The 19,106-nt window shown below is 67.1% G+C and carries 17 protein-coding genes; 10 read left to right on the top strand and 7 right to left on the bottom strand.

Going from position 1 to position 19,106, the window contains the following annotated elements; translation table 11 throughout:
• The first annotated feature begins 4 nt into the window (after nt 1-4).
• Nucleotides 5-787 (top strand): maleate cis-trans isomerase family protein, encoded by a 783-nt coding sequence (locus tag ACPXB3_RS11090; RefSeq protein ID WP_425727620.1) that lies wholly within the window; start codon nt 5-7, stop codon nt 785-787.
• 4 nt (nt 788-791) lie between these two features.
• Here ACPXB3_RS11090 and ACPXB3_RS11085 read toward each other — a convergent pair whose 3' ends face one another.
• The 7 genes from ACPXB3_RS11085 to kdpF form a co-directional block, all read right to left on the bottom strand.
• Nucleotides 792-1,541, bottom strand: a complete 750-nt coding sequence (locus ACPXB3_RS11085; protein WP_425727619.1) for a maleate cis-trans isomerase family protein — start codon at nt 1,539-1,541, stop codon at nt 792-794.
• Between the two features lie 71 nt (nt 1,542-1,612).
• Nucleotides 1,613-2,347 carry a response regulator gene (locus ACPXB3_RS11080; RefSeq protein WP_425727618.1) on the bottom strand — a complete coding sequence of 245 codons (735 nt, stop codon included), beginning with the start codon at nt 2,345-2,347 and terminating at the stop codon, nt 1,613-1,615.
• Nucleotides 2,304-4,856 carry a DUF4118 domain-containing protein gene (locus ACPXB3_RS11075; RefSeq protein WP_425727617.1) on the bottom strand — a complete coding sequence of 851 codons (2,553 nt, stop codon included), beginning with the start codon at nt 4,854-4,856 and terminating at the stop codon, nt 2,304-2,306. The genes ACPXB3_RS11080 and ACPXB3_RS11075 overlap by 44 nt, the downstream gene beginning before the upstream one ends.
• 42 nt (nt 4,857-4,898) lie before the next feature.
• A complete protein-coding gene (locus ACPXB3_RS11070) occupies nt 4,899-5,525 on the bottom strand; it encodes a potassium-transporting ATPase subunit C (RefSeq protein WP_425705620.1) in 627 nt (208 codons plus the stop codon).
• Between the two features lie 8 nt (nt 5,526-5,533).
• The gene (gene kdpB / locus ACPXB3_RS11065) at nt 5,534-7,672 is read right to left on the bottom strand and encodes a potassium-transporting ATPase subunit KdpB (RefSeq protein ID WP_425727698.1); all 2,139 of its coding nucleotides are present in this window, start codon (nt 7,670-7,672) and stop codon (nt 5,534-5,536) included.
• A gap of 8 nt (nt 7,673-7,680) precedes the next feature.
• A complete protein-coding gene (gene kdpA, locus ACPXB3_RS11060; protein WP_425727616.1) occupies nt 7,681-9,543 on the bottom strand; it encodes a potassium-transporting ATPase subunit KdpA in 1,863 nt (620 codons plus the stop codon).
• Between the two features lie 4 nt (nt 9,544-9,547).
• Nucleotides 9,548-9,646, bottom strand: a complete 99-nt coding sequence (kdpF, locus tag ACPXB3_RS11055; RefSeq protein ID WP_425705622.1) for a K(+)-transporting ATPase subunit F — start codon at nt 9,644-9,646, stop codon at nt 9,548-9,550.
• Nucleotides 9,647-10,049: 403 nt separating this feature from the next.
• Between kdpF and ACPXB3_RS11050 the strand changes: the two genes are divergently transcribed.
• The 9 genes from ACPXB3_RS11050 (at nt 10,050) to ACPXB3_RS11010 (ending at nt 19,082) form a co-directional block, all read left to right on the top strand.
• On the top strand, nt 10,050-10,577 hold the full coding sequence (locus ACPXB3_RS11050; RefSeq protein WP_425705623.1) for a DUF6611 family protein: 528 nt from the start codon (nt 10,050-10,052) through the stop codon (nt 10,575-10,577).
• A 234-nt stretch (nt 10,578-10,811) separates the two neighbouring features.
• A complete protein-coding gene (locus ACPXB3_RS11045) occupies nt 10,812-11,678 on the top strand; it encodes an ABC transporter ATP-binding protein (RefSeq protein WP_425705624.1) in 867 nt (288 codons plus the stop codon).
• Nucleotides 11,675-12,430 carry an ABC transporter permease gene (locus tag ACPXB3_RS11040; RefSeq protein ID WP_425705625.1) on the top strand — a complete coding sequence of 252 codons (756 nt, stop codon included), beginning with the start codon at nt 11,675-11,677 and terminating at the stop codon, nt 12,428-12,430. Before ACPXB3_RS11045 ends, ACPXB3_RS11040 begins: the two co-directional genes overlap by 4 nt.
• Nucleotides 12,427-13,185 (top strand): ABC transporter permease, encoded by a 759-nt coding sequence (locus ACPXB3_RS11035; RefSeq protein ID WP_425727615.1) that lies wholly within the window; start codon nt 12,427-12,429, stop codon nt 13,183-13,185. Before ACPXB3_RS11040 ends, ACPXB3_RS11035 begins: the two co-directional genes overlap by 4 nt.
• Before the next feature lie 169 nt (nt 13,186-13,354).
• Nucleotides 13,355-14,416, top strand: coding sequence for an ABC transporter substrate-binding protein (locus tag ACPXB3_RS11030; protein ID WP_425705627.1), 1,062 nt, complete (start codon nt 13,355-13,357; stop codon nt 14,414-14,416).
• Nucleotides 14,417-14,424: 8 nt separating this feature from the next.
• Entirely contained in the window at nt 14,425-15,465 is a 1,041-nt protein-coding gene (add, locus tag ACPXB3_RS11025) for an adenosine deaminase (RefSeq protein ID WP_425727614.1), read from the top strand.
• 75 nt (nt 15,466-15,540) lie between these two features.
• Complete coding sequence (locus tag ACPXB3_RS11020) at nt 15,541-16,137, top strand: TetR/AcrR family transcriptional regulator (RefSeq protein WP_425727613.1); 597 nt, start codon at nt 15,541-15,543, stop codon at nt 16,135-16,137.
• Nucleotides 16,138-16,308: 171 nt separating this feature from the next.
• A complete protein-coding gene (locus ACPXB3_RS11015; protein ID WP_425727612.1) occupies nt 16,309-17,673 on the top strand; it encodes an NtaA/DmoA family FMN-dependent monooxygenase in 1,365 nt (454 codons plus the stop codon).
• A gap of 44 nt (nt 17,674-17,717) precedes the next feature.
• Nucleotides 17,718-19,082: an NtaA/DmoA family FMN-dependent monooxygenase gene (locus ACPXB3_RS11010; protein ID WP_425727611.1), complete on the top strand. Its 1,365-nt coding sequence runs from the start codon at nt 17,718-17,720 to the stop codon at nt 19,080-19,082.
• Nucleotides 19,083-19,106 lie beyond the last annotated feature (24 nt).

Raw genomic sequence — 19,106 nt, 5'->3', positions numbered from 1 at the left:
AGTGGTGACAACAGAAACACACACCGTGGCCGTGCTCTATCCGGGCCATGCCGCCGAGAACGACTATCCGCTCATCGAGTCGGCCCTGGGCGGGATGACCGCAACCGGGCAGGCAGCCGAGGAAGCAAGCGTCGCAACGGTACGGCTACCGGTGATCATCACCGACATCGACTCCGACGAGCACACGGTCGAGGCGATGCGTGCCGTCGGCGAGGCCGATCGTCTGGCGCAGGGAGCACGCCGTGCCGCGGCGTTGTCGGCGGATGCGGTGATGTGGGCCTGCACCTCGGGGAGCTTCCTCTACGGCTGGGCGGGCGCGCACCGTCAGGCCGACGCTCTCGCGCAGGCCTGCGGCGTCCCGGCGTCGTCGACGTCGCTGGCCTTCGCCGCGGCCTGCGCACATCTCGGCGCGACGACGGTCAGTGTGGTCGCCTCCTATCCGCCCGAGGTGGCGGCGGGCTTCGTCGACTTCCTCGGCGACGCCGGGATCACGGTGGCGGCGTGGCGTTCTCATCACATCGAGACCGCGACCGAGGCCGGTGAACTCGACGGCGATCAGCTCTTCGCCATGGTGCGCGCCGGAGTCCGTCCCGACGCCGACGCGATCCTCGTCCCCGACACCGCCCTGCACACCACAGCGTGGCTGGCCGACCTCGAAACCGATTGCGGGATACCGGTTCTCACGGCCAATCAGGTCACCGTATGGCAGGGCTTGCGGCTGGCCGGCGTGCCGATCCCGTCGGCGCCGCTCGGCTCCCTGTTCACGGGTGTGGCCGTCCACTCCTGAATGGTCAAGCGGCCCTGGCGAACAGCGACTGCCCGGGCGCACCCTCGGCGAGCACGCCCGCGTCGACGAGCGTCGCCCATGCGGTGACCTGATTCGCCGAGAGCACCGGCTTGCCGAGTTCGGCCTCCATCGCGGCGAGGATCTCGTAGGTCCACAGGTTGGTGCACGAGACGAAGATCGCGTCGGCGTCGGGATGGTCGGCGGCCCGGATCAGCTCGCGGGTCACCGAATACGGGATGGTCCAGATGTCGTGATCGCGGCCCAGACCGGACTGGGCGACCACCGTCCGTCCGGACTCGGCGAGAAATGCGCACAGCAGTCCGGTCAGGTCGGTGGTGTACGGGGTGGCGACCGCGATGCGCCCGATCGACATCAGGTCCAGCGCGCGCAGCAGTGCTTCCGAGGTGGTGACCGCCCGGCGCGCGCCGGCGGCCAGCATGCAGTCGCGCAACGCCACGGCGCCGCCGATTCCGTCGACGAAACTGCCCGAGGCACAGGCGTATCCGAATGCGACCGGGCGGATCGCGCACAACGAGCGGACGGCCGACGCGATCTGCTCGTGGTCGTTGAGTTGTCGGCACATGTCCACGTCGACGGGCCGGTCGAGATAGCCGGTGCGGGTGAAATGCAGCGAGACGGCATCGGGCATCCAGCGCCACAGTTCGCGGTCGAGGGCCATGTCGAACGGGCAGACCATCCCGATACCGATCTGATCCGCTCGTCCCTCGCCGGGTACGGAGAATTGCACCGTCATGCAGGCATGATGGCACGTTGTTGGATTGTCGACAATCCGGTGCCGTGTGACTTTTGGGTTACACGGTCCGGTCAGTCCCGCACAAACCGATATCCCATCCCCGCCTCGGTGATCAGATGCGTCGGGTGGGCCGGATCCTCTTCGAGTTTGCGGCGCAGACTGGCCAGGTACACCCGCAGATAGTTCGACTGCGCGGTGTACGTCGGTCCCCACACCCCGGTGAGGATCTCCCGCTGGCCGACCAGTTTGCCCTCGTTGCGCACCAGCATCTCCAGCACGCCCCACTCGGTGGGCGTCAGGTGCACCCGCTGCCCGTTGCGCAGGACTTCCTTCGCGCCGAGGTCGACGGTGAACGCGCCCGCGTCGATCACCGGATTGTCGGCCGTCTCCCCGGTCGATCCCGCGCCACGCCGGATCGCCGCACGCAGCCGGGCGACGAATTCCTCCATCCCGAAGGGCTTGGTCACGTAGTCGTCGGCGCCCGCGTCGAGCGCGGCCACCTTGTCGACGGCCTCGCCGCGCGCCGAGAGCACGATCACCGGCACGTTGGTCCAGCCGCGCAGACCGGCGAGAACCTCGAACCCGTCGATGTCGGGCAGCCCCAGATCCAGCACCACCGCTTGCGGATTGGTCTTGGCGGCCGCGGCCAGCGCCGAGGCGCCGGTCGCCGCGGTGGTGACCTCGAAGCCCCGTGCCTTCAGGTTGATTCGCAACGCGCGCAACAGTTGTGGCTCGTCGTCGACGACGAGGACCCGCGCCCGCTCACCCACGCGCCATCCCCTCCTCGCTCGGAGCCGGGGCCGCATCGTCCGGTTCGGCCGCCGGCAGATCGACCACCATCGTCGTGCCGCCGCCCGGGGTGTCGACGACGGCCAGGTGCCCACCGAGGGTCGAGGTGAATCCGCGCGCCACCGAAAGACCCAGTCCCACACCGCCGTCGGAGCCGTTGCGGTCGAAGCCCTGGCGGAAGTCGTCGAAGATCTGCTCGCGTCGGGCGATCGGGATGCCGGGGCCGTGGTCGATCACCTCGATGATCGTACGTGGCGTCGCCGGGTCGGTCTCGTCGAGCGAGGTGGTGACCTCGACCTGTCCGCCACCGTGGCGGACGGCGTTGTCGATCAGGTTGGCCAGCACGCGCTCGAGCAGTCCGCCGTCGGTCCAGGCCCACACGTGCCCGAAGCGGAACCCGATCTCCGCGGCGACCGGACCGCTGCGGTTGGCCGCCCGATGTACCACCTCGACGAGGTAGGTGCGGGACATGTTGGGGCGGATCGCTCCGGCCTCGAGCCGCGAGGAGTCCAGGAGGTTACCGACGAGCGCAGTGAGCTGATCGGCGGATTCCTCGATGGTGGCGAGCAATTCGGCGGTGTCCTCCGGTGAGAACGTGACCTCCTCGCTGCGCAGACTCGACACCGCCGCCTTGGCCGCGGCCAGGGGCGTGCGCAGGTCGTGACTGACCGCCGAGAGCAACGCGCGCCGCAGTTCGTCGGTCTGTGCAAGGGCGCGGGCGGCGGCCGCGTCCGCCTCGAGGCCGGCGCGTTCGAGGGCCGCGGCCGCCTGCGTGGCGACGGCGGTGAGCACCCGCCGGTCCTGGGCCTGCGGCCGCGGCCCGATCAGCAGCAGCTCGTATTCGTCCCCGCGGGCCGGGAACACGGCGTCGGCGTCGGAATCGCGTTGCGGTGGCCCGTCGCCCACTGCTGCGGCCACCTCGACGGTGCTATCGGTGTGCCGTCGCACCACCGACACCGCGCGCTGATCGTAGGTCTCGAGCACACGTCCGAGGAGGCCCGGCACGTCGGCGCCACCGAGGACGGCGTCGCTGAACACCGCCAGCAGCTCCGCCTCCCGGGTGGCCCGCTGCGCCTGCACGCGCCGCACGGTGGCCGAATCGACCAGCGCGGCAACCGCTATCGCGATGACCAGCATGACGAGGATGGTGATCAGATTGTCCGGCTCGTTGATGGTCAGGGTGAAGCGCGGTGCGGTGAAGAAGTAGTTCAGCAGCAGACCCGACACCACCGCTGACAGCGCCGCCGGTGCGACACCGCCGAGCATCGAGATCGCCAGCACCGTCACAAAAAACAGCGCCGTCTCACTGGCGAAGCCCAGCCAGCGGTCGAGGATCGCGAGGATCCCGGTCACCACGAGCGGCACGACGACGGCCAGCACCCAGCTCAGCGGCCGGTGGAAGCGGGTGTCGCGGATGTCGAGCCGGTTGCGTCTGGCGGTCTCCTCATGGGTGACCATGTGGACGTCGATGCGCCCGCTGCTGGCCACCACGGTGGCGCCGACGCCCTCGTCGAAGATCCGCTTCCAGCGGGGGCGCCGGGAGGTGCCGAGCACCAGTTGGGTGGCGTTGACGCCGCGCGCGAACTCCAGGAGCGTGGCGGGGATGTCGTCGCCGACGACGGTGTGCACCCGGGCGCCGATGCCTGCGGCGAGCTCGGTGAGTTCGCCGAGGTCGCCGGTCGAACGATCGGCCAGCCCGTCGCCGCGGACCACGTGTACGACGATCAGCTCGGCGCTCGAGCGCGACGCAATCCGCCCGGCGCGCCGGACCAGGGTCGGCGACTCGGGGCCGCCGGTGACCGCCACCACCACCCGCTCGCGTGCCTCCCACGTGGCGGTGATGGCATGTGCGGCACGGTAATCGGCGAGGCTGTCGTCCACCCGGTCGGCCAGCCACAGCAACGCCAGTTCCCGCAGTGCGGTGAGGTTGCCCTGGCGAAAGTAGTTCGACAGTGCCCCGTCGATCCGGCCACTGGGGTACACCTTGCCCGCCGACAACCGTTGCCGCAGCGCCTGCGGGGCGATGTCGACGAGCTCGATCTGATCGGCGGCGCGCACCACCGCGTCGGGGACGGTCTCGCGTTGGGTGACGCCGGTGATCTGCGCGACGACGTCGTTGAGGCTCTCCAGATGCTGGATGTTGACGGTGGTGAGCACGTCGATCCCGGCGTCGCGCAGCTCGTCGATGTCCTGCCACCGCTTGGCATTCCGCGATCCCGGCACGTTGGAATGGGCCAGCTCGTCGACGAGCGCGACCTGCGGGCGGCGGGCGAGGACGGCGTCGAGATCCATCTCCTCGAGGTGTGTTCCGCGATGCACCGCGCTCCGGCGCGGGATCTCCTCGATGCCCTCGACCAGACCTGCCGTCGCGCTGCGCCCGTGCGACTCGACCACGGCGATCACCACGTCGGCGCCCTCGGCGACCAGATCGTGCGCATGGGCGAGCATCTCATAGGTCTTGCCCACGCCCGGGGCGCAGCCGAGGAAGACCTCGAGCGTGCCCCGGGCGTCGGCAGCAGAAACCATGGACCCGAGTCTATCCGCCGGTGCCGGTCACCCGGCGCACCGTCACGAGTGGCACACCGTGTGGCCCAGAGCGAGATTGACCTCGAGCACGTTGACCCTTGGCTGCCCGAGGAAACCCCACTGCCGCCCGTCGGTGTGCTCGTCGATGACCGCCTGCACCTGCGCGGGGGTACGGCCGCTGTTGGCCGCGATGCGCGGCACCTGCAGGTGCGCGTACGCCGGACTGATGTCGGGGTCGAGCCCCGACCCGGAGCCGGTGACCGCGTCGACGGGCACCGCCGCCGGCGCCACCCCTTCGCGCGAAGCGATCACCTTGCGGCGCGCGTCGATCTCGGTGGCCAGGGACTCGCTGCCCGGCCCCTGATTCGAGGCCGCCGACGCCGACGGGTCGCCGGGCGCCATCGGATCGTCGTCGGAGCCGAGTACGCGGGCGTGCAGGAACGAATCGGGCTGTCCGGCCGCGGGTTTCGGGTCGATCCCAATATTCGACGACCCGGCCGCGCAGCCCCGCTGGTCGATCGCCTGCGTGCCCTCGGCGGCGTGGGTGTCCAGGCGGGAGGCCGCCCACACGACCGCCGGGTAGGCGCCGCCGAGTATCACGGTCAGCGCGAGGAGCACACCGATCGCGGCGACGCATTGCCGCGCGAAGGTGGAGAGGACGGTGTTCATCGGATTCCTTACCCCATTCCCGGAAGGAAACGGACCACGAGATCGATCAGCCAGATGCCGAGGAACGGCGCGATGACGCCGCCGGCACCGTAGATCAGGAGGTTGCGGCCGAGCAGCCGCGACGCGGAGCTGGGCCGGTATTTGACGCCGCGCAACGACAACGGGATGAGCGCGACGATGATCAGGGCGTTGAAGACGATCGCGGAGACGATCGCCGACTGCGCCGAATGCAGGTGCATGATGTTGAGCACGCCGAGCTGCGGGTAGATGACCGCGAACATGGCCGGCAGGATCGCGAAATACTTCGCGAGATCGTTGGCCAGCGAGAACGTGGTCAGCGCACCGCGGGTGATCAGCAGTTGCTTGCCGATCGCGACGACCTCGATCAGTTTGGTCGGGTCCGAATCCAGATCGACCATGTTGCCGGCCTCCTTGGCCGCCGACGTGCCGGTGTTCATCGCCAGGCCGACGTCGGCCTGGGCGAGCGCCGGGGCGTCGTTGGTGCCGTCGCCGGTCATCGCGACCAGCCGCCCGCCCGACTGCTCGGAGCGGATCAAGGCCAGCTTGTCCTCCGGGGTGGCCTCGGCGACGAAGTCGTCGACACCGGCCTCGGCGGCGATCGCCTGCGCGGTCAGCGGGTTGTCGCCGGTGACCATCACCGTGCGGATGCCCATCGCACGCAGTTGCGCGAACCGGGCGCTCATGCCGGGTTTGACGACGTCGGAGAGCTGGATGGTGCCCAGCACCCGTGCGCCGTCGCGGTCGTCGACGGCGACCAGCAACGGCGTGCCGCCGCCCTGCGAGATCTCGGCGACGCGCGCGGTGACGATCTCCGGTACCGAGCCGCCCAGTCCGGCGACCCAGCGGGCGACCGCGTCGGCGGCGCCCTTGCGGTAGGCGGTGCGGGTGGGGCCCTCGTCGAGATCGATTCCGCTCATGCGTGTTTCGGCAGTAAACGGCACCACCTCGATGCGCGCGCCGGCGTCGTCGAACCTCGGCGCATCACCGGATGTGGCGTCGCCGGCGGCGATCGGCGCCACCTGGTGGTCGGTCCGGCACAGGTCCACGATGCTGCGACCCTCCGGGGTGTCGTCGGCCAGGCTGCACCGGTAGGCGGCCACCGCGAGTTCGGCGGTGGTGGTGTCGGGGCCGGGGAAGATCTCGGTGGCCCGGCGGTTGCCGAAGGTGATGGTGCCGGTCTTGTCCATCAGCAGGGTGTCGATGTCGCCGGCGGCCTCGACGGCACGCCCGGACATGGCCAGCACATTGCGCTGCACGAGGCGGTCCATTCCGGCGATGCCGATCGATGACAACAGCGCCCCGATGGTTGTCGGGATCAGGCAGACCAGCAGTGCGATCAGCTTGATCGGGTCGGGTGTCTGCCCGGCGTACTGCTGCATCGGGCCGACCGCGACCACCGCGAGCAGGAAGATCACCGTCAGGCTCGCGAGCAGGATGTCCAGTGCGATCTCGTTGGGGGTCTTCTTGCGGGCGGCGCCCTCGACGAGGGCGATCATCCGGTCGACGAAGGTCTCTCCCGGTGCGGTGGTGATGCCGACGACGATGCGGTCGGAGAGCACCACCGTGCCCCCGGTGACCGCGCACCGGTCACCGCCGGATTCGCGCACCACCGGGGCGGATTCGCCGGTGATCGCCGACTCGTCGACGGTGGCGATACCCTCGATGACGTCGCCGTCACCGGCGATCACCTCACCCGCCTCGACGACGATGCGGTCGCCCACCTTCAGGTCGCCGCCGGGTATCTCGACGATCGAGCCGCCCGGTTCGATCCGGCGGGCCATGGTGTCGCGCTTGACCTTTCGCAGGCTGTCGGCCTGCGCGCGGCCGCGGCCCTCGGCGACAGCCTCGGCGAGGTTCGCGAATACGACGGTGAACCACAGCCAGGCGGCGATCAGCCACGCGAACCACGAGGGCCGCCAGATCGCGAGGACGGTCGTCACGATCGCGCCGCCGAACACCACGCACATCACCGGGTTACGGGCCTGATCGCGCGGATTCAGTTTCCGCACGGCCTGCGGCAGCGAGGTGAGGAGGGTGCGTACGTCGAATGCGCCGCCCGACACCAGTTCCGGTGTCTCCTCCGGCTCGTGCGCGGGCTGCTGTGTCCCGTCGGTCCGGTCGATCATGTCCACACTCACAGAGCAGCCTCCGCAATCGGTCCCAGCGCCATCGCCGGGAAGAAGGTGAGTCCCGCGACCAGCAGGACGGTTCCGAACAGCAACGCCCCGAACAGAAGTCCGTGCGTCGGCAGGGTCGAGGCAGTATCGGCCGGTGCGGCGTCTGTCGCGCCGGTATCAGCCCGCACCGGCTCCTTCACCGCGGTCGCGGTACGTCCGCCGCCCGCGGTCGACGCCGAGACCCCTTGGGCCGGTGTCGGTCCCGACCCGAGGGCCGCCGTCGTCGATGCCACGTCACCGAGCGGCGCGGTGTCGTCGGCGGTGAGGCCGCGCGGGCGTTGCCGCGCCAGCAGGCCGGCGAGCGCCAGCACGAACACGATCGGCAGGAACCTGCCGAGGAGCATCGCGAAGCCCAGTGCCGTCTGGAACCAGTCGCTGGTGACGGTGAGTCCGCCGAAGGCACTGCCGTTGTTGTTGGCCGCCGATGCGAAGGCGTAGAGCACCTCGCTGAATCCGTGGATGGAGCCGGCGCTGCCCGCGGGGCCGCTGTTACCCTGCGCGTCGAGTGTCGAGGAAAGGATCACCGTGATACCCGCGCCGATGAGCACGAGCGCCGGCATCACCAGCACGTACAGGGCGGCCATGGTGATCTCGTTCTGCCCGATCTTCTTTCGCAGGAATTCCGGGGACCGGCCGACCAGCAGGCCGCCGACGAAGACGGTCACCACGGCCATCATCAGGATGCCGTAGAGCCCCGATCCGACGCCGCCGGGTGCGACCTCGCCGAGCAGCATGTTCCACAGCACCGCACCGCCGCCGCCGGCGGAGAGGCTGTCGTGCGCGGCATTGACCGCACCGGTCGAGGTGCCCGTCGTGGACACCGCGAACAGCACCGACGCCGGAATGCCGAAGCGTTGTTCCTTGCCCTCCATCATGGCGCCGGCCGCCTGCGCGGCGATTCCGTTGGTGTGCGACTCGAAGTACCAGGTGACGGCCAGGATGATGCCCCACAGCGACGCCATCACGCCGAGCAGCGTGTAGCCCTGTCGGCGGTCGCCGACCAGCGTGCCGTATGTGCGGGTCAGGCAGACCGGGATGATCAGCAGCGCAATGATTTCCACGATGTTGCTCAGCGGCGTCGGATTCGAGAACGGATGCGCCGAGTTGGCCGCGAGGGTGCCACCACCGTTGGTGCCGAGTTCCTTGATCGCCTCCTGCGACGCGAAGGGTCCGACGGGGCTGTGCGCCGATGTACCGCCGAGGGTCGTGAAGTCGAAGCCGGTCCGGAACGACTGGACCGCGCCCTGGGTGATCAGGATGATGCCGACGACAATGCTGAGCGGCAACAGGATTCGCAGGTTTCCACGAATCAGATCCACCCAGAAGTTGCCGATCTGCCCGTTGCCGCGGCGATTCACCAGCCCGCGGATCAGGGCGACCGCGACCGCGAGACCCACGGCCGCCGACGCGAAGTTCTGCACCGCGAGGCCGAGCATCTGGGTGAGGTTGCTGATCACCGCCTCGGGTGAGTACGACTGCCAGTTGGTGTTGGAGACAAAGGAGACCGCCGTGTTGAACGCGGTCGCCGGGTTCATCCCCGGTTTGTGGTCGGCCCACGGCAGCAGTCCCTGAATGCGTTGCAGCAGGTAGAGGAACAGCACGCTGACCGTCGAGAAGGCCAGTACCGCAAGCGCATAACCGGTCCACGTCTGCTGCCGTTTGGGGTCGATGCGGGCGATGCGGTACAGCAGGCGTTCGGGCGCGAGGTCGCGTTCGCTGCGATAGACGCCGGCCATGTAGTCGCCGAGCGGCACGTACGCCAGGCCCAGGACGACGAGGAGGAGGGCCACCTGCAGGGTGGCCGCCAGGGCGGGGTTCATCGAGTCAGAACCTTTCCGGGAAGATCAGCGCGTACATCAGATATCCGACGGTCAGTACCGCCAGCGCCAGCAGGACGATGTTGATCGTCCCGTCGGCGGTCATCGCCGCGTCCGCACGTCGACCGCGCGCACCGCGAGCACGCAGAGGGCGAACCCCACGAGCACCGCGAGGACGTACAGGAAATCAGCCACTCTTCACTCCTCATCGAGAACCTCGGCCAAGGCGGCCAATACGGTTGGCGCCCCGGCATACACCGGCCGGCAGCCGGTGCGCAGAACCACTCTGCGCTCGATGTGGGCCCCCTGCGAAGCTCCTTAACGCGTTCCATACGCCGCAGGCGCCGATGTTGACGAGACTTTCTCGCCGCTTGCCGGTGAGCTTCCGGCGGCCAGGCAGAAGTCCATGTCATGGGCGCGTCAAGGCCCCGTCAAAATCGCCGGTCGCGGCGTCGAGATCGCGTGAGAACCCCTTACGCCGGGTGCCTCGCCGGGGCTACACCGAGGTCATGATCAACACACCGGCCCGGCGGATCGTCGCGGGCGAGCATCGATGGGGCTATGTACAGGTCGGCTACGCACGCCAGTGGGTGCGCGACCGGATGGTGCTCTACCCACCCGGCACCTCGCTCGAGCAGCGCCGGTGGATGCGCATGTGGCGGTGGCTGCCCGCGGTGGTGGCGGCGATCTTCTTGATCACCGCCTTCGTCGGCGGCTACCTGGGTTCGGCCCTCGTCGTCGCATTCGCGGTGGCGATCGCCCTCTCGGTGGCGCTGGCGGTCGTCGTCGCCGAGCGCACCCGCCGGGTGCGGCACGCGTCGGTCATGACCGAGGGCTGGACCGGCCCCGACGCCGACCCCGCCTCGCTGGCGAACATCGCGATGATCCGACGCATCTCCGGCCGGCTACGCCAGGCCGACGCCGACCTGCACGACGGCCGCATCGACGAGGTGCGCTACGAGGTGATCTGGGCCGGCTGTCACGCCGAGATGGCCGAGCTACTCCGCCGACCCGTGCGTCGGCAGCCGACCCGGTAAACGCTGCCTGAATTGGTGAACGCCGCTGGTGTACCAGCGGCGTTCGCCAATTCGGGCGGCGTTCGACATAGGTGATCTCCTCCCGCGGATGGAACGTAACGCCATTGCACCATGGCGTCACGCGCTGGAAACACAACGGCCCTACCTTTTGAACTGGTTAGTTCAACTCGGGTGGCAGCGCGGCCCCTGTGGACAGTTGACGAATGGCCACCATCCCTCGAAATGGAGTTGGCAATGTCTACTACGCTTGACTTTTCACGGTCGGCGGAGATCGACTGTGTACCTCCCGCCTCTGGCGGCGACAGCGCGGTCACCATCACCGGCGTCGAGAAATCGTTCTCGATGGGTCGCGGTAAAACCCTGTCGGCCCTCTCCCCCATCGACCTCAGTGTTGCCAAGGGCGAATTCATCGCGGTGATCGGCCCGTCGGGCTGCGGCAAATCGACCCTGCTGCGCCTGTTGGCCGGTCTGGATTCCCCCACCGCCGGCACAATCGAGATCTTCGGGGCACAACCACGCAAACTCGCGGCGCAACATCGGTTGGGAGTCGCCTTCCAGGAGCATGCGTTGCTGCCATGGGCTTCGGTCCGCAGCAACATCGCGCTGCCGTACAAGGTCGCCGGCCGCAAGGTCGACGACGCCCGCGTCGACTCGCTGATCGAACTCGTCGGCCTGGAAGGCTTCGAGAAGGCCCGTCCCAAACAGCTTTCCGGCGGTATGCGCCAACGGGTCTCGATTGCCCGGGCACTCGCCCTGAGCCCCGATCTGCTCCTCCTCGACGAGCCCTTCGGCGCGCTCGACGCGGTCACGCGCCGACGCATGAACGCCGAGCTGGCCCGGATCTGGGCCGAAGAACGCATCACCACCGTCCTCATCACGCACGACGTCGACGAAGCCCTGTTGCTCGCCGACCGCATCGTGGTCATGAGCAAACGGCCGGGCTCGATCCGGGCGATCCAACAGATCGACTTCGATCGTCCGCGCGACAAGTCCATCACCCGCAGCGCCGAATTCCATGAGCTCGTCGACGAATTGACGACGATGCTCGACGGCGACCCGGTCGATCCAGCACATGGAAAAGTGAAGGCGACCACGGCGTGATCGCGAGCAGATCTGCCATTCGGCTGCTCTACTCCATCGCCGGCTGTGTGCTGTTGCTGGCGGCGGTCGAGATCGTCGGGAAGACACAGGTCGCAGGAAAGGCGTGGCCGCCGCTGTCGGAGATCGTCGACTACGCCTTCTCGAAACCGGGATGGAAACTGATCCGCAGCAACGCCATCGACACGCTGACCTCCGCTGCCAAGGGCTTCGTCCTGGGCGCGGTCGTCGCGGTCATCGGAGCCGCACTGGGCCTCATCATTCCGGTCCTGCGTCCCGGATTCGACCGTCTGGCAGCACTTCTCAACGCCATCCCCACGATCGCGCTGGCACCCCTGCTCATCACGACGGTCGGCCGCACCAACACCCCGGTGGTCATTGCTGCGCTGAGCGTCGGCTTCGTCACCTTTGTCGCGACGACGGCCGGCCTGGCCGACGCCGACGGGCGCCATCAGGATCTGTTCTCGGTGATGGGTTCGAGCAGATGGCAACGGTTACGCCGGTTGGAGTACCCGCACGCCGTCCCCGCCCTCCTCGACGGCCTGACCTTGGCGGCACCGGCCGCGATCCTCGGCGCGACGATCGGCGAATGGTTCGGTGCACCAAAAGGGTTGGGCCTGATCATCGTGAGCGCGATGCAGAACTATCAGATGACATTGCTGTGGTCGGCGGCGCTGGCCGCCACGGTCATGTCCCTCGTCGCGTATCTCGTATTCGTTCAGATCCAGCGCATCGGCATGCGGAGGTTCACATGAGGTCTCGGATATGGGCGTCGCTGGTCCGCATCGCGCACTATTGGCCGGTGCCGGCAATCCTCGTCGCCTGGGATCTGTGGGTTCTGGGTAACGGATACACCTCCACGGTTGCGCCGCGCCCGTGGTCGGTGATCGCCGATGTGGTCACCCAGTTCCACGCCTACCGTGATCCGGTGCTGTATACGCTGGGGATGTCGATCGGTGGGTTGATCGGCGGCACCGTCGTCGGATTTGTGGGCGCGGTACTCGTCTGGTGGTCCTCGGCGCTCTCCGGCGTCGTGACGCCGGCAGCGCTGGTGGTGCGATCGGTGCCGTTGACCGCGATGATCCCGATCATCGCCCGCGTCGTCGGCTATGGCGACACCGCCGTTCTCGCGTCGACCATCTTGATCTCGTTCTTTCCGGCATTCGTGCTGACCCTGTCCGGATTGAACTCGATTCCGGCGGTCGACGACGATCTCGTGGCGTCGCTGGGCGGCGGCAGATGGCAACTGTTCCGCCGCGTCGGGCTTCTGCACGCCCTGCCCAATCTGGCAGTGTCGGTGCGTATCACGGCGCCGACGGCCATTCTCGCCGCGATGCTGGCCGAATTCCTGATGGGCTCACACGGACTCGGCGCACTGTTCAGCCAGTCGCAGGGTTACCAGAATGCCGACCGCGCATGGGGAACCGCCCTGATCGCCTCGGTGGTCTCCTTACTCGTTTTCATCGCGGCCCGGGTCCTCGAACGTCGGGTCACCACCCGGGTCACCTGATCCGGACACCGCCGATCGGCACACGTCGATCGGCCCGGTCACACGAAACTCTGCCGAAGCAGCCGATAGTGACCCGCTGCGGCAACAACCTGCTCGTCTCACCTCACAGGCGCGGATTCACCGTGCCACCGACCGGCCTCGATAAGCCGTATTCACCCGAAGGAATCACATGTTCTCACTCTCGCGCCGCGGTCGCCTGCACGCCACCCTGGCGATCGTTGCGGCCGCACTGACCCTCGTCGTCTCGGCCTGTTCGAGTTCCGACGACGAGCAGGCCACCGGACCAGATGGGAAACCGCTGCAAACACTGGATGTTTCGCTCGGCTGGATCAAAAACGTCGAGTTCGGCGGATTCTGGGTCGCCGACGACAAGGGGTACTACGCCGACGAAGGGCTCAAGATCAATTGGATCGCCGGTGGTCCGAACGCCCCGACCCCCATGCAGACCGTCGCCTCGGGCGAGGCCAAGATCGGAGTGGTCCCGTCCATGCAGCAGTGGTTGGCGACGTTCGCCCACGGGGACAATTGGGAAGGAATCGGAACGATATTCCAAGACAGTCCCGGCGTGCTGCTGTCCCTGCCGGGGCACCCGGTCCATAGCGCCAAGGACATGGTCGGACAAAAAGTTCTCGGGCAGGACGGCACGCAGATCCAGTACGATGCCGTGTTCCGGATCGCCGGGCTCCAGCCGAACTACACCTTCATCCCGGTCGGTTTCGACGTCGCGCCGCTGGTGGACAAGCAAGGTGTGGCATACACGGCATACTCGACAAACCAACCGCGCATTCTCCAGCACAAGTACAACTTCAAGCCGTCCGACTATGTCATGACCAGCTATTCCGATCTTGGCCTTCCGACGTACGGCGACATCATGTTCACCGACAAGAAGTTCGCGCAGGGCAATGCCGACGTGCTCACCCGCTTTCTTCGCGCCAGTCTGCGCGGATTCACCGACAACATGGCCGACACGTCGGTCGGTGCCAAGTTGGCCGTCGACAAGTACGGCGCCGACCTCGGTCTCGACCTCGCACAACAAACCGAAGAGAACCAAGATCAGCAGGTATTGACCAAGGGTTCTTACGGAAAGCCGTTGCTGTGGATGGACCCGACCATCATCGCGGACAAGATGTATCCGGGCCTGCGGGCCGCCGGCGTCTCCGGCCTTCCGCCCGCCGCAAGTATCGTCAACATGAGTTATCTCGAGGCCGCCCAACAGCCGGCAGGAAAGTGAGCAGTCACATGTCGATCTCGCACGACGCGCCGAAGGTCGCCGCAACGCAACCCGCGGAAGAAGCAGCGTCCGAACGGAGCCTGAAAGATCTCCCGAAGGGCCACCTCCACCTGCACATGGAGGCCGCCATGCGGCCGGAGACGTTGCAGGCGCTGTCGGCGAAGTTGGACATAGAACCGCCCACGGTATCCGGATTCCAGGGCTTCTCGGCGTTCTCGGGGTTGTACAAGGGCCTGCTTGCCACCCTTCACCACCCGGGTCACCTGGACATTCTCATGGATCAGATCTTCGAGGACCAGGCAGCCGACGGCGTCGCCTACCTGGAACTGAGCGTGAGTCCCGACCGCTACGCCGACGACTACGGCTCCACCGTCGCCGCGCTCGACGCGTTGGTCGACATGGCTCGTACGGCCTCACGTGTCCATGGCGTGGCCTTCGGGTTGATGCCCACCATCGACCGCACGGCGGGCCCGGACGCCGGACTGCGGGTGGCCGATGCCGCCGCACAACTCGCCGGCCGGGGCGTCGTGTCGCTCGGCCTGGCCGCCGACGAGCGCGGATATCCCGGAATCGACCATCGGGAGAGCTTCGCCCTCGCCAAGGAGGCGGGCCTGCAGGTCACTCCGCATGCCGGCGAGCTCGTCGGCCCGGAGTCCGTTCAGGAGGCGCTCGACGTCCTCGGTGCCGACCGGGTTCTCCATGGGGTCCGCAGCGTGGAAGATCCCGAACTCGTCGCCCGTCTGGCCGGGACCGGGGTCTCCCTCGACGTCTGCCCGACCTCGAACGTGCTGTTGGACGTCGTCGACGACATCGCCGCCCATCCGATCACCGCACTGCTCAAGGCGGGTGTTCGGTGCTCGATCAACGCCGACGACCCCATCCTCTTCGGTCCGAACATTCTCGACGAGTACGAGATCTGCCGTACCCGAATCGGTTTGAGCGATGAGCAACTGGCGACGTGTGCGTGGTCGTCTATCGACACCACCCTGGCACCAACCGAGGTCAAGGCCGAGAGCAAGCGCCTGATCGACGAATGGCTCGCGTCGTGAGGTACGGCTCCGGCCCTGCCACGTGATCGCCGATCGTTGCCGGTACGGAGGGTCATGCACAGTAGGATGACCCCCATGACAAAGCAGCCTGAGCGGGATCGATTGATGGACCTGGTCATCGATCTGATCCTCGATCAGGGGCTGATCGACCTGAGTCTCAGCGCGATTGCTCGCGAGATCGGGTCGAACAACCGTATGTTGCTGTACTACTTCGGTTCTCGGGAGGCCCTTCTCGACGAGGCGTCCCTGGCGGCGTTCGACCGGTTCCCCCGGCTCCACAATCTCTTCGACGGGATCGAGGGCCCCGGCCCACTGCGGGACCGATTGATCGACGCCTGGGACGACCTCGGCCATCCCGACAATCACGAATTCCTCCGCCTGTACTTCCAGCGATTCGGCATCGCGATGCGGGAGCCCGGAAGGTGGAAGATCTTCATCGAGCGTGTCGGCCAGGAGTGGCTACTCCGATTGGCCGAGGTCCTGCGCCGTGAGGGCTATCAACCCGCCGACGCCACCATCACCGCGACCGGGATCGTGGCCCTCTGGCGGGGACTGCAGATGCTGGTTCTGTCCGGGGTGGATGCCGACCAACTGCGTGTCACATATCGCGAGTCCCTTGACGCACTTCTGAGCCGGGCACTCGACGGTGCGTCGAATGCTCTCGGTCACTGAGCAATTCACCGGCAATTCTGCGCTACCGGACGGACGGCACGGCAGACCCGCAGCGTTCTCGATTCCGTAATTGCCGGGAAACATTGAGACTCTATCGTTTGAACTGTTCAGTTCAAACAGTATCGGTTCGGGCTTTCCCCGGTCGGTCCCGCTCTCGATAGGAGCACCTCAATGGCCACACCATGGAAGATCGGAATGTTCCAGCACGTGGGCCCGATAGGGCCATGGCAACTTCCCGAGAACGTCTCCACCGGCTTCACCGATCTCGAACACTGGACCACCATGGCCCGCAAATGTGAAGAGGGCGGCGCCGATTTCCTCTTCTTCGCCGACGACTATGGTTATCCCGTTCTGCAGGACGGCATTCCGCCCGCGTCCTTGCGCGGCGCGGTGCAATTCCCCAAGGGCGATCCGAGCATGTTCCTGGCCGCACTCGCGGTGGTGACGCGCCATCTCGGCCTGGTGGTGACGTTGTCGACGCAGGTCGAGAAGCCCCCGATGGTCGCCCGCAAGATGGCCACACTGGACAACATGACGAACGGCCGCATCGGCTGGAACATCGTCACCGGCGCGGGGCAGAACGCGTCGGCGCGTCTGTTCGGCCTGCCGCTCACCGAGCACGACAGACGCTACGAGATCGCCGACGATCACGTCGACCTCTGCCTCAAACTGTGGGAGGGATGCTGGGACGAGGGCGCCACCATCGGTGATCCGACCACCGGGGTCTACGCAGATCCGGATCACGTACGTGAAATATCGCACGACGGACCGCATTTCAGCTCCAAGGGCATCCTCACCATGCCGCCCGGGCCGCAGCGCGCGCCTGTCTTGTTCCAGGCCGGCGCGTCGGCCACCGGTCGGGATCTCGCGGCCAAGTATGCCGAGGCGGTCTTCCTTGCCGCCGAGGCGCCCGCCCTCAAGAGCCAGATCGAGGACATCCGTCGGCGGGCAGAAGGGCACGGCCGGGATCCCGACTCGATCAAATGCCTGATTGCAGGAACTTTCGTGGTCGGGCAGACGCACGCGGATGCGCAGCGCATCCGGGATCGTCAGATCGCGACCCGCACCCTCGACGATGCGGCAGTGGCGTACTCGTTTTTCACGGGTCTGGATCTCTCCCAGATGGATCCGGACATGCCACTGGATCCGTCTGCGGCACAGACGCAGACGGGCCGGACGAATGTGGAGCGCTTCCTCGGTCCCGATGCGCCCACGGTGCGGCAGATCCTCGAAGAGTTCCAGCGCAACAATGTGATGGGCACACCGTTCATCGGTGACAGCGCACAGGTGGCCGATATGAGCGAAGAGGTCATGGCATTCACCGGCGCCGATGGATTCCTGGTCCAGGCCGACCACACCGGAACCTTCGACTCGTTCTTCGAGCTGGTGATGCCCGAGTTCCGGGCCCGCGGCCTCGTCGCCGCGCCGGGCGAGCCGACAACACTGCGGCAACGACTGACCGGATCGTCCTCACCCCATCTACCCACCGACCATCCCGGATATGCGTACCGCAATCATGCAGCCGCACTCGTGTAACTCCCCGGCAGTATTCGACAACAACTTTGGTAAAGGGCGTAACCATGCAGAAGACGTTGACCATCGGCATGTTTCAGTCGGGCGGAGTCCGGGGCTCCTGGAAGATCCCGGGTCGAGAATCCGAGCCGAACTTCACCGACCTCGACTACTGGATCACCCTGGCGCGCAAATGCGAGGCCGCGGGTGTGGACTTCTTGTTCTTCGCCGACTCGTACGGATACCCGACCATGGACGGTGCGGTGATCCCTGGCGCGATCACGCACAACGTGAACTTCACCAATATCGATCCACAGGTGATCCTGTCGGCGTTGGCCGCACACACCGAGAAGCTGGGTTTGGTGACGACGGTGTCGACCCAAGTGGAGCAGCCGGCCGTGGTTGCCCGGCAGTACCGCACACTCGACCATCTCAGCAAGGGCAGGGTCGGGTGGAATATCGTCACCGGCTCGGCGCAGGCAGGCTCGGCCCTGCTGTTCGGTGAACCGCTGATGGCGCACGACGACCGCTATCGCAAGGCCGACGACCACGTGGAATTGTCACTGAAATTCTGGGAGGGCTGCTGGGAACCCGATGCGCTGCAACGGTCCTCGACCACCCAGACCTGGGCCGACCCGAACAAGGTCCACGAGATCCACCACCGGGGACCCTTTTTCGCCAGCGATGGGATCCTTCCCACACCACCCGGGCCGCAGGTGACACCCACCCTGTTCCAGGCCGGCGCATCCGCTCCCGGCCGAGCGCTCGCGGCAAAGTACGCCGAAGCGGTGTTCCTGGCAGCCGAATCGAAGGCCCTGGCCGAGCAGATCGCCGACATCCGGGGTCTGGCGGAGGAGAACGGGCGCGGCCGCGACGCGGTCAAATGCCTGATCGCCGGCACCTTCCGCGTCGCCGACAGCTACGACGCGGCAGCGGCGCAGCATCGTGCGCAGATCGAGGCCATCTCCCTCGACCAGGCGGCAACCCATTACGCCTACTACACCGGCATCGACCTGATGTCGCTCGATCTGGACCGGCCGATCCCCGAAAGCGCTGCTGCGGGAGACAACGGGCGCACCAACATCGAGCGGTTCCTCGGGCCCGACGCGCCGACGGTTCGCCAGATCCTCGAGGAGTTCCGGGCCAACGGCGTCATGGGCAAACCGTTCCTGGGATCTCCCGAGGAGATCGTCGATCAGGCGCAGGCCATGATCGAGGCCACCGATGCCGACGGATTCCTCGTCCAGCCCGAACCCGACGGAAATCACGACCAGTTCTTTGCGCGGGTGCTGCCGGAGATGCGCCGCCGCGGGCTCATCAAGGACGAGCTGGCCGGAAACACGCTGCGGGAACACTTCTTCGGTGTCGGCTGCACTCAGCTGCCCGACACACATCCCGGCGCCGCTTTCCGGGCGCACAACGTCCTGGTCTGAACCCCCGATCCGATCCTCATCGAA

The organism is Gordonia sp. DT219, assembly GCF_049847065.1.
GTDB lineage: Bacteria > Actinomycetota > Actinomycetes > Mycobacteriales > Mycobacteriaceae > Gordonia.
The sequence above is the reverse complement of the archived record's forward strand: the minus strand, read 5'-3'. Positions and strand labels throughout refer to the sequence as shown.

Bases quoted from the DNA above. Each gene is read 5' to 3' on its own strand.
- ACPXB3_RS11030 (WP_425705627.1), top strand. From the start codon at position 13,355: ATGTTCTCACTCTCGCGCCGCGGTCGCCTGCACGCCACCCTGGCGATC.
- kdpF (WP_425705622.1), bottom strand. From the start codon at position 9,646: ATGACCGCCGACGGGACGATCAACATCGTCCTGCTGGCGCTGGCGGTA.
- ACPXB3_RS11075 (WP_425727617.1), bottom strand. From the start codon at position 4,856: ATGGTTTCTGCTGCCGACGCCCGGGGCACGCTCGAGGTCTTCCTCGGC.
- add (WP_425727614.1), top strand. From the start codon at position 14,425: ATGTCGATCTCGCACGACGCGCCGAAGGTCGCCGCAACGCAACCCGCG.
- ACPXB3_RS11035 (WP_425727615.1), top strand. From the start codon at position 12,427: ATGAGGTCTCGGATATGGGCGTCGCTGGTCCGCATCGCGCACTATTGG.
- kdpA (WP_425727616.1), bottom strand. From the start codon at position 9,543: ATGAACCCCGCCCTGGCGGCCACCCTGCAGGTGGCCCTCCTCCTCGTC.
- ACPXB3_RS11020 (WP_425727613.1), top strand. From the start codon at position 15,541: ATGACAAAGCAGCCTGAGCGGGATCGATTGATGGACCTGGTCATCGAT.
- ACPXB3_RS11070 (WP_425705620.1), bottom strand. From the start codon at position 5,525: ATGAACACCGTCCTCTCCACCTTCGCGCGGCAATGCGTCGCCGCGATC.
- ACPXB3_RS11015 (WP_425727612.1), top strand. From the start codon at position 16,309: ATGGCCACACCATGGAAGATCGGAATGTTCCAGCACGTGGGCCCGATA.
- ACPXB3_RS11085 (WP_425727619.1), bottom strand. From the start codon at position 1,541: ATGACGGTGCAATTCTCCGTACCCGGCGAGGGACGAGCGGATCAGATC.
- ACPXB3_RS11080 (WP_425727618.1), bottom strand. From the start codon at position 2,347: ATGCGGCCCCGGCTCCGAGCGAGGAGGGGATGGCGCGTGGGTGAGCGG.
- ACPXB3_RS11010 (WP_425727611.1), top strand. From the start codon at position 17,718: ATGCAGAAGACGTTGACCATCGGCATGTTTCAGTCGGGCGGAGTCCGG.
- kdpB (WP_425727698.1), bottom strand. From the start codon at position 7,672: ATGATCGACCGGACCGACGGGACACAGCAGCCCGCGCACGAGCCGGAG.
- ACPXB3_RS11050 (WP_425705623.1), top strand. From the start codon at position 10,050: ATGATCAACACACCGGCCCGGCGGATCGTCGCGGGCGAGCATCGATGG.
- ACPXB3_RS11045 (WP_425705624.1), top strand. From the start codon at position 10,812: ATGTCTACTACGCTTGACTTTTCACGGTCGGCGGAGATCGACTGTGTA.